The organism is Paraburkholderia sp. (assembly GCF_036488505.1).
Classification (GTDB): Bacteria; Pseudomonadota; Gammaproteobacteria; order Burkholderiales; family Burkholderiaceae; genus Paraburkholderia.
In genome coordinates this window covers 1-7,729 of the sequence record NZ_DASXHN010000511.1, presented here as the reverse complement: position 1 = coordinate 7,729, position 7,729 = coordinate 1, and the positions used below count along the sequence as shown (strand labels likewise).

Below are 7,729 nucleotides of genomic sequence, written 5' to 3'. Positions count from 1 at the left end.
GTTGCGGAGCGCGCGCGGCGGCGCCGGCGTCGCGCGTCAGTTCGTAGACCGTCTGGCCGCGCAGGCGGAATGCCTGCGTAACATAGGTGAAGTTCTCCGAGTGGCCGGCAAACAGCAGGCCGCCCGGCTTCATTAGCGGATCGAAGCGCGAAAGCACCTGCGCCTGGGTCGGCTTGTCGAAATAGATCATCACGTTGCGGCAGAAAATCGCGTCGAACTGCGAGCGCAGCTGGTAATCGCGATCGGTCAGGTTCAACTGTGCGAAGCGCACCAGCGCGCGCACTTCGGGCCGCACCTTGACCATCCCCGCATGCGCGCCGGTGCCCTTCAGGAAGAAGCGTTTGAGCCGCTCGGGCGAGAGCTGCTTGACCTGATCGAACTGATAGACGCCGGCTTCGGCTTTCGCGAGCACCTGCGTGTCGATGTCGGTCGCGATCACCGACGCCTGGCGCGCGCCGCTTTCGCCGAGCGCCTCGATTAGCGTCATCGCGATCGAATACGGCTCCTCGCCGGTCGATGCGGCCGAGCACCACACCGACACCGGCTGCGCGCGGCGCTGCACGAACTCGGCGAGGATCGGGAAGTGATGGGCTTCGCGGAAGAACGCGGTCAGATTCGTGGTCAGCGCGTTCGTGAACGCTTCCCACTCGGCCGGATCGTTTTCAGCTTCCAGCAGATCGAGATACTGCCGGAACGTGTCGAGACCGCGCGCGCGCAGGCGGCGCGCGAGACGGCTGTATGCCATATCGCGCTTGTGGTCCGACAGTGAAATGCCCGCCGCGCGATGGATCAGATCGCGAATGCGGGCGAAGTCCGCCGACGTGAATTCGAAATCGCGTGCGGTCTCGGCCGATCGGGCCGCCTCGGTCCGCTCAGGGGTCGCCCGTGCGGAGGCTTGTGGTGCGCGCGTTGCCATCATGAACAGTCCTGTCTGCGGTCGCTGCCATCAAGCTTGCTGCCCGGCCGCTCTGTGGCAGGGCCGCACCCGCCCGCGCGTTTCCTCGACATGCGGCCAGCTGGCGGCACGCGCTCGCTGGGTACGCCGATGCTTCGCCCGCGAGCGGGCGCCATGCCGATTGGCCGCATGTCGTTACACCATTGCCTTAAAAGGTTTCCCAGTCCGCGTCCGAGCCTGCCGTGGCCGTGCTCGCGACAGCGGGGCGCGCGGGCATCGCGGACTGCTTCGGCTTCAGCGCGGGTTCGACGCGGGCTGCTGCATCGGGTGCCGGCTGGGCCGCGCTTGCGGTCGAGGCCGCCTTTGCGTTATCCGCACGGGCGGGATTGGCTTTGGCAAGCCGCGCGCCCTTCGTTGCGTTGACCGGCGCAACCGTCCGTGCGCGCGTTGCCGGCGCAGCCGTGGCCACCGCTTGCCGCACCGGGCCGCCGGCGACCTTCCAGCCGCGCAGCACCGCCTGCAACTGGCGGGTCTGGTCTTCGAGCGAAGCCGCCGCGGCCGTTGCCTGCTCGACCAGCGCGGCGTTTTGCTGCGTGACCGAATCCATCTGCACGACCGCCCGATTGACCTGCTCGATACCGCCCGACTGCTCTTCGGACGCCGCGCTGATCTCGCCCATAATGTCGGTCACGCGGCGCACCGCCTGGACGATCTCGTCCATCGTCGTGCCGGCGCGGCCGACCAGTTCCGAGCCGCTATGGACCTTGCCGGCCGAATCGCCGATCAGCTCCTTGATTTCTTTCGCCGCGCTCGCGCTGCGCTGCGCGAGGCTGCGCACTTCGCCCGCAACCACCGCAAAGCCGCGGCCCTGCTCACCGGCGCGCGCGGCTTCGACCGCCGCGTTCAGCGCGAGGATGTTGGTCTGGAACGCGATGCCCTCGATCACGCCGATGATGTCGACGACCTTGTTCGAACTCGTCGCGATTTCCTGCATCGTCGTGACGACCTGGCTCACCACGTCGCCGCCGCGCGTCGCGATGTCCGACGCGTTCACCGCGAGCTGGCTCGCCTGGCGCGCGTTGTCCGCGTTCTGCTTCACGGTGCTCGTCAACTGATCCATGCTCGACGCGGTTTCCTGCAGCGACGCGGCCTGCTGCTCCGTGCGCTGCGACAGATCGGTATTGCCCATCGAGATTTCGCGCGCGCCGGTGTCGATCGATTCGGTGCTGCTGTGCACCGCGCGCAGCATCGCCGCGAGGCTTTCCTGCATCCGCTTGATGCCGCCGAACAGGTGCCCGATTTCGTTGCCGCTGTACACCTCGATCGTCTCGGACAGATCGCCCGCGGCAATCCGCTCGAAGCACGCGGTCGCGTCGGCGAGCGGCTGCACGATCAGCCCGCGCAGCGCGAAGCGAAGACCCACCACGAGCAGCAGCGCGAACGCGACGACGGCGACGATCGCCGTCATCATCAGCGATGCGTTGGACTGCGCGCTCGCCTGCTGCTCGAGCACGCTCTGCTGCAGCGCGTTGACGACCGCGCTCGCGGCCGCATCGTACGCGATGAACATCGGGCTGATTCTGGTGTCGGCGACTGCGTGATACGCGTCGAGATTATTCGCGTTCAGCGCGGCGAATTCGGCTTCGACGCCGTCGTGCATCAACGTCGTGCGTTTCGCCAGCACGTCGTCGACCAAGCCCTGATCGACATCATGCTTGGGCGCGGCGAGATACGTCTGCCAGCTCTGGTTGCCCTTGGCGAGCAGTTCCTGCGCGCGGTCGAGCACTTTCTTCGCCTCGTCCGCGTTGCCGGCGGCCGTCAGCGTGTTGAAGCGGTCGATCGCGAGACGCGAACGCAATAGATACGACGACGCATCGTCGAGCGCGTGAATCGCGACGAGTTCGCCGCGCGCGACGCGATCGAGCGAGCCGCTCGCGCGATTCAACGCGGTGAGCCCGAGCGCGCCGGCCACGACGGTCAGCGCAACGAGAAGAATCCCCACCATCGTCAACGAGGTACGGATCGACCACCTGCTCAGCATGCTGATGCTCCCATTCCTGTTCGCTGTTGTCCGTCAGTGCCGCGCTCAGCCGCCGAGCGTCTCGGTGAGCGCCATTTCCTGGCTGGTCATCAGCTTTTCGATGTCCATCAGGATCAGCATGCGGCCGTCGACGGTGCCCAGGCCCGTCAGGTACTCGGTCGTCAGCGTCGCGCCGAATTCAGGCGCCGGCATGATCTGATCCATTGCGAGCGTGAGCACGTCGGAGACGCCGTCCACCACCATGCCGACCACGCGATGCGCGACGTTCAGGATGATCACGACGGTCTGATGGTCGTATTCGACGCGGCCCAGATGAAACTTGATGCGCATGTCGACGATCGGCACGATGATGCCGCGCAGATTGATCACGCCCTTGATGAACTCGGGCGCGTTGGCGATGCGCGTGACGTTGTCGTAGCCGCGGATTTCCTGCACCTTCAGGATGTCGATCCCGTACTCTTCCGCGCCGAGCGTGAAGACGAGGAATTCCTGACCGCCGGCGTCCGCCTGCTGTGCGTCGCGGCGACCGTTCGTGCCGCTGACGTTCGCGACGCTCGAATTGATGGATTGGACTTCTGCCACGTTAGCCCCCAAACGGTTGGGATGAAATGAGTTGAATGTGTGTTGCGAGGTCTGCCGATGCCGCGTGTCGCACGAACCGGCTCCACGCGGAAGCGGTCACGCCAGACTCATCGCGCCGTGCCCATGCGCGTGGCGCGACTCGCGGTTCAGCGCCGCCACGTCCACGATCAGCGCGACGCTGCCGTCGCCGAGAATGGTCGCCGCGGAAATGCCGTGCACCTTGCGGTAGTTCGTTTCCAGATTCTTCACGACCACCTGCTGCTGGCCGACCAGTTCGTCGATCAGCATCGCGAAGCGCCGCCCCTCGGTCTGCATGATCGTGACGATGCCTTGGGTCGGCTCCTGCTTCGCGTCCTGCACGTTGAACACCTCGTGCAGCGCGACGAGCGGCAGATATTCGCCGCGCACGCGCACCACGCGCTCGCCGTTGGCGACCGTGTAGATGTCTTCCGCGCGCGGCTGCAGCGACTCCATCACGAAATTCAGCGGCAGGATGAAGATTTCGTTGCCGATCTTCACCGACATGCCGTCGAGAATCGCCAGCGTGAGCGGCAACACGATCCGCGTGGTGCTGCCCTTGCCCGCGTGCGACGTGATCTCGACGTGACCACCCATCGACTGGATGTTGCGTTTGACCACGTCCATGCCGACGCCGCGGCCCGATACGTCCGTCACCTGTTCAGCCGTCGAGAAGCCCGGCAGGAAGATCAGGTTCCAGACTTCCTCGTCGGTCATCGTTTCGCTGACCTGCATGCCCTGCTTGGCCGCCTTCGCGAGAATCTTGTCGCGGCGCAGACCGGCGCCGTCGTCGCTCACTTCGATGACGATGTTGCCGCCGTGGTGCGCGGCCGACAGCACCAGCTGGCCGGTCGAATCCTTGCCCGCCGCGCGGCGCGCCTCGACGGTTTCGATGCCGTGGTCGAGGCTGTTACGCACGAGGTGGGTCAACGGATCGATGATCCGTTCGATCAGGCTCTTGTCGAGTTCGGTCGCCTGACCGAAGGTGACGAGTTCGACCTCCTTGCCGAGTTTCGCCGCGAGATCGCGCACCAGACGCGGGAAGCGGCTGAATACGTAATCCATTGGCATCATGCGGATCGACATCACCGCTTCCTGCAGATCGCGCGCGTTGCGCTCCAGCTGCGCCATGCCGTTGAAGAGCCGATCGTGCAGCGCCGGATCGAACGTGCTGGTGGTCTCCGCAAGCATTGCCTGGGTGATCACCAGTTCGCCGACCAGGTTGATCAGCTGATCGACCTTCTCGACGCCGACGCGGATCGAGCTGCCTTCGCCGGCGTTCGCCGCTGCCGCCGGACGGGCCGCCTTGCGGTCCTGCTCGGCGGGCGCGGCGGGCGGCTTCGCTGCCTCCGGTTGAGCGGCGGCCGGCGGCGGGGCCGCCAGCGCGCTGTCCGCGGCGTTCGCCGTGGTGGCCACACTGGCGGGCGCGGCGGTGCCGGCCGCCTGGGCCGGCGATGCTGCGGACACCGCCGGCGTGGCCGGCTGCGCGCGCGCCGCCGCAACGGCGGGCGCGACGTGTGTTGCCTGCGCCGGCGTGTGGACGGCAGCGTCGGGCGTTCCAGGTTCGCCCTGCTGCGCGTCGTCCGCCGGCGCGGTGCCGCGGCCGATCGTGATCTGACTTTCGTCGATCACGAAGCAGCACACGGCGATGATGTCGTCAGAAGGTACGTCGGTCGAAAGCCACAGCATCAGATCGCTGCCGCTCTTGACCTGCCCGACGATATTGCCCAGGTTGCCCAGCTCTTCGGCGAGCAGTTCCTGGTCTTTCTCTCCCACGCCCCGTAGCGTAATTTTCAGATGAGGACCGTCGGCGTTGCCGCCGGCGCTCCCTGTGGCGGGTCCGGTCTGTGCCGGTTCGCCGCCCGTCCATTCACCCGCCACCTGCACCGCCTGTTCGACGACGTGCTCGGGCGGGGTACCGCCTTGTTCCTGTTCTTGCCCGGCGAATGCCGGCTCCGGTGCTGGTGCTTCCAGCGGCGCGGTTTCAGCCGCCACCGGTGCTGCGGGCATGCCGCCCATCCGGCTCTCCGCATGCAGCTGTTCGAGCTTCGCGCAGATCGCGCGCGCCACCGCCGCGTCCGGCTCGGCGCTCGCGCGATAGTCGGCGAGCTGGCCCGACAGCACGTCCTTGGTTTCGAGGAACGTGTCGATCATGTCCTTGCGCAACACGAGTTCGTTGTTGCGCGCGCGATCGAGCAGCGACTCGAGAATGTGCGTCGTCTCGGTGAGCGCGGTGAAGCCGAAGGTCGCGGCGCCGCCCTTGATCGAATGCGCGGCGCGGAAAATCGCCGCGAGGTCTTCGGGGTCCGGGTGGGCCACGTCGAGATTGAGCAGCAACTGCTCCATCTGCGCGAGCAGTTCATCCGCTTCGTCGAAAAACGTTTGATAGAACTGTGTGATGTCGAGTGTCATGCCTGGTTCACCGCAAAAGTTCCTGTGCTGGCGCGGCTGTCGTATCGCCGCGTCGAGCGCTATCTGTACTGTGTCTGTGCTGGGTCTGAAGCTCGCTCACGCGGGGTCCGGCTCAGCCAGCGCCGCCACCAGCTCGGTCAGCATGTCCGGGTCGAGCGGCTTTTCGATCCAGCCGGTCGCGCCCGCCGCGCGCGCCGCCGCCTTGAACGGCTCGCCGGATTCCGTCGTCAGCACGAGGATCGGCGTGCTCTGGTACGCCGGATTGCCGCGCAACGCGGTGATCAGATCGAGGCCGGTCTTGCCCGGCATATGCTGGTCGGTCAGCACCAGGTCGAACGACATCGCGAGCGCGTTTTCGAGCCCTTCGTTGCCGTCCGCCGCGAGCGTGACCTCATAGCCGGCGCCCGTCAGCGTCGCGGCGAGGATCTGCCGCATCGATGCCGAATCGTCGATTGCCAGGATGTGCCTGATCATGAAAACCTCGCTGCGCTTGACTTCCGGGCTGCCGGGCGGGCCGCGCCACCGGGGCGCGCCGCGGCCCGGCGGCCGCGGTCTGTTACTGGGCCGCCGGCGCGGGCGCCGTCGGCTTCGGTGCAGCCGTTGCCGGCTGCGCAAGTTTCTGCAGCAGCGGCTTCGAGCCCGCTGCGTCGTCCGACAGTGTCGTCGTGGTCGAATCGTCGTGATTGAGCGCGTCCTCGGACTTCCTGTTCAGCACGATGATGCTGATGCGGCGGTTCTCCGGATCGAGCGGGTCCGCCTTGTTCAGGTTCTGCGTCGACGCGAGGCCGAGCACGCGCATCACCTTCGCTTCATCCATGCCGCCGGCGACCAGTTCGCGGCGCGACGCATTCGCGCGATCGGCGGACAGCTCCCAGTTGCTATAGCCCTTCTCGCCGCCCGCGTAGGGCACCGCGTCGGTGTGACCCTGCACGATGATGCGGTTCGGCACGTCGTTCAGCGTGTGGCCGATCTCGCGCAGGATGTCGCGCATATACGGTTCGACGACGTCTCGCGCGGTCGCGAACATCGGCCGCTTCTGCGAGTCGACGATCTCGATGCGCAGACCGGTCAGCGTGGAGTCGATGCGGATCTGCTGCTTGAACTGGCGCAGCACCGGGTTTGCCTCGATCGCGGCCATCAGCTTGACCTGCAGGTCGTGCAAACGGACCTGCTCCTGGCGTTCGAGCGCGCCCTGCAACTGCTTCACCGAGTCGTCGTTGTTGTGCGATGTCGAGTGCTCGGCGCGGCTGTTGCTGCCGTCGGTCGAGCGGGTCACGCCCTGCGCGTCGGTCGAGATGTCGCGTCCGCCGCCCTTCAGGATGCTCGAATCCTCGGCACTGCGATCGCCGCCCCACAGCGTGATCTTCAGCGGCTGGTTGAAGTAGTCGGCGATGCCGCGCAATTGCACGGTGGATGCCGAACTGAGCAGCCACATCAGCAGGAAGAACGCCATCATCGCGGTCATGAAGTCCGCGTATGCGAGCTTCCATGCGCCGCCGTGATGGCCCGACTTCTTCGGCGCCGAGCGCTTGACGACAATCGCGCGATCCTTGTCCTTGCTCATCGTTCGGTTCCCGCCGCCTTCTTATTTAGCCTTGACGCGGCGCACGTGCTCTTCGAGCTCGGCGAACGACGGACGCTCGGTCGAGAACAGCACCTTGCGGCCGAACTCGACGGCAATCGCGGGCGCGTAGCCGTTCAGGCTCGCGAGGATCGTCACCTTGATGCACTGGAACATCTTGGTCGACTCGGTCACGCGCTGTTCGGCGACGCTCGCGAGC

Annotated in this window: 6 protein-coding genes and 1 pseudogene; all 7 read right to left on the bottom strand. The window is 66.4% G+C overall.

Going from position 1 to position 7,729, the window contains the following annotated elements:
* Window positions 1–919, bottom strand: a 919-nt coding sequence (locus VGH68_RS29030) for a CheR family methyltransferase (RefSeq protein ID WP_331607184.1), incomplete at its 3' end; no start/stop codon positions are given.
* A 184-nt stretch (window positions 920–1,103) separates the two neighbouring features.
* The gene (locus VGH68_RS29025) at window positions 1,104–2,936 is read right to left on the bottom strand and encodes a methyl-accepting chemotaxis protein (protein ID WP_331607182.1); all 1,833 of its coding nucleotides are present in this window, start codon (window positions 2,934–2,936) and stop codon (window positions 1,104–1,106) included.
* A 45-nt stretch (window positions 2,937–2,981) separates the two neighbouring features.
* Entirely contained in the window at window positions 2,982–3,518 is a 537-nt protein-coding gene (locus VGH68_RS29020; protein WP_331607181.1) for a chemotaxis protein CheW, read from the bottom strand.
* Window positions 3,519–3,614: 96 nt separating this feature from the next.
* The gene (gene cheA / locus VGH68_RS29015; RefSeq protein WP_331607180.1) at window positions 3,615–5,948 is read right to left on the bottom strand and encodes a chemotaxis protein CheA; all 2,334 of its coding nucleotides are present in this window, start codon (window positions 5,946–5,948) and stop codon (window positions 3,615–3,617) included.
* A 96-nt stretch (window positions 5,949–6,044) separates the two neighbouring features.
* Window positions 6,045–6,422 (bottom strand): response regulator, encoded by a 378-nt coding sequence (locus tag VGH68_RS29010; RefSeq protein WP_331607179.1) that lies wholly within the window; start codon window positions 6,420–6,422, stop codon window positions 6,045–6,047.
* A gap of 82 nt (window positions 6,423–6,504) precedes the next feature.
* Complete coding sequence (gene motB / locus VGH68_RS29005) at window positions 6,505–7,512, bottom strand: flagellar motor protein MotB (RefSeq protein WP_331607178.1); 1,008 nt, start codon at window positions 7,510–7,512, stop codon at window positions 6,505–6,507.
* Window positions 7,513–7,533: 21 nt separating this feature from the next.
* Window positions 7,534–7,729 (bottom strand): annotated as a pseudogene (locus VGH68_RS29000) (flagellar motor stator protein MotA); the annotation flags it as partial.

Coding starts and splice junctions, on each gene's coding strand:
- VGH68_RS29025 (WP_331607182.1), bottom strand. CDS start 2,936: ATGCTGAGCAGGTGGTCGATCCGTACCTCGTTGACGATGGTGGGGATT.
- cheA (WP_331607180.1), bottom strand. CDS start 5,948: ATGACACTCGACATCACACAGTTCTATCAAACGTTTTTCGACGAAGCG.
- VGH68_RS29010 (WP_331607179.1), bottom strand. CDS start 6,422: ATGATCAGGCACATCCTGGCAATCGACGATTCGGCATCGATGCGGCAG.
- motB (WP_331607178.1), bottom strand. CDS start 7,512: ATGAGCAAGGACAAGGATCGCGCGATTGTCGTCAAGCGCTCGGCGCCG.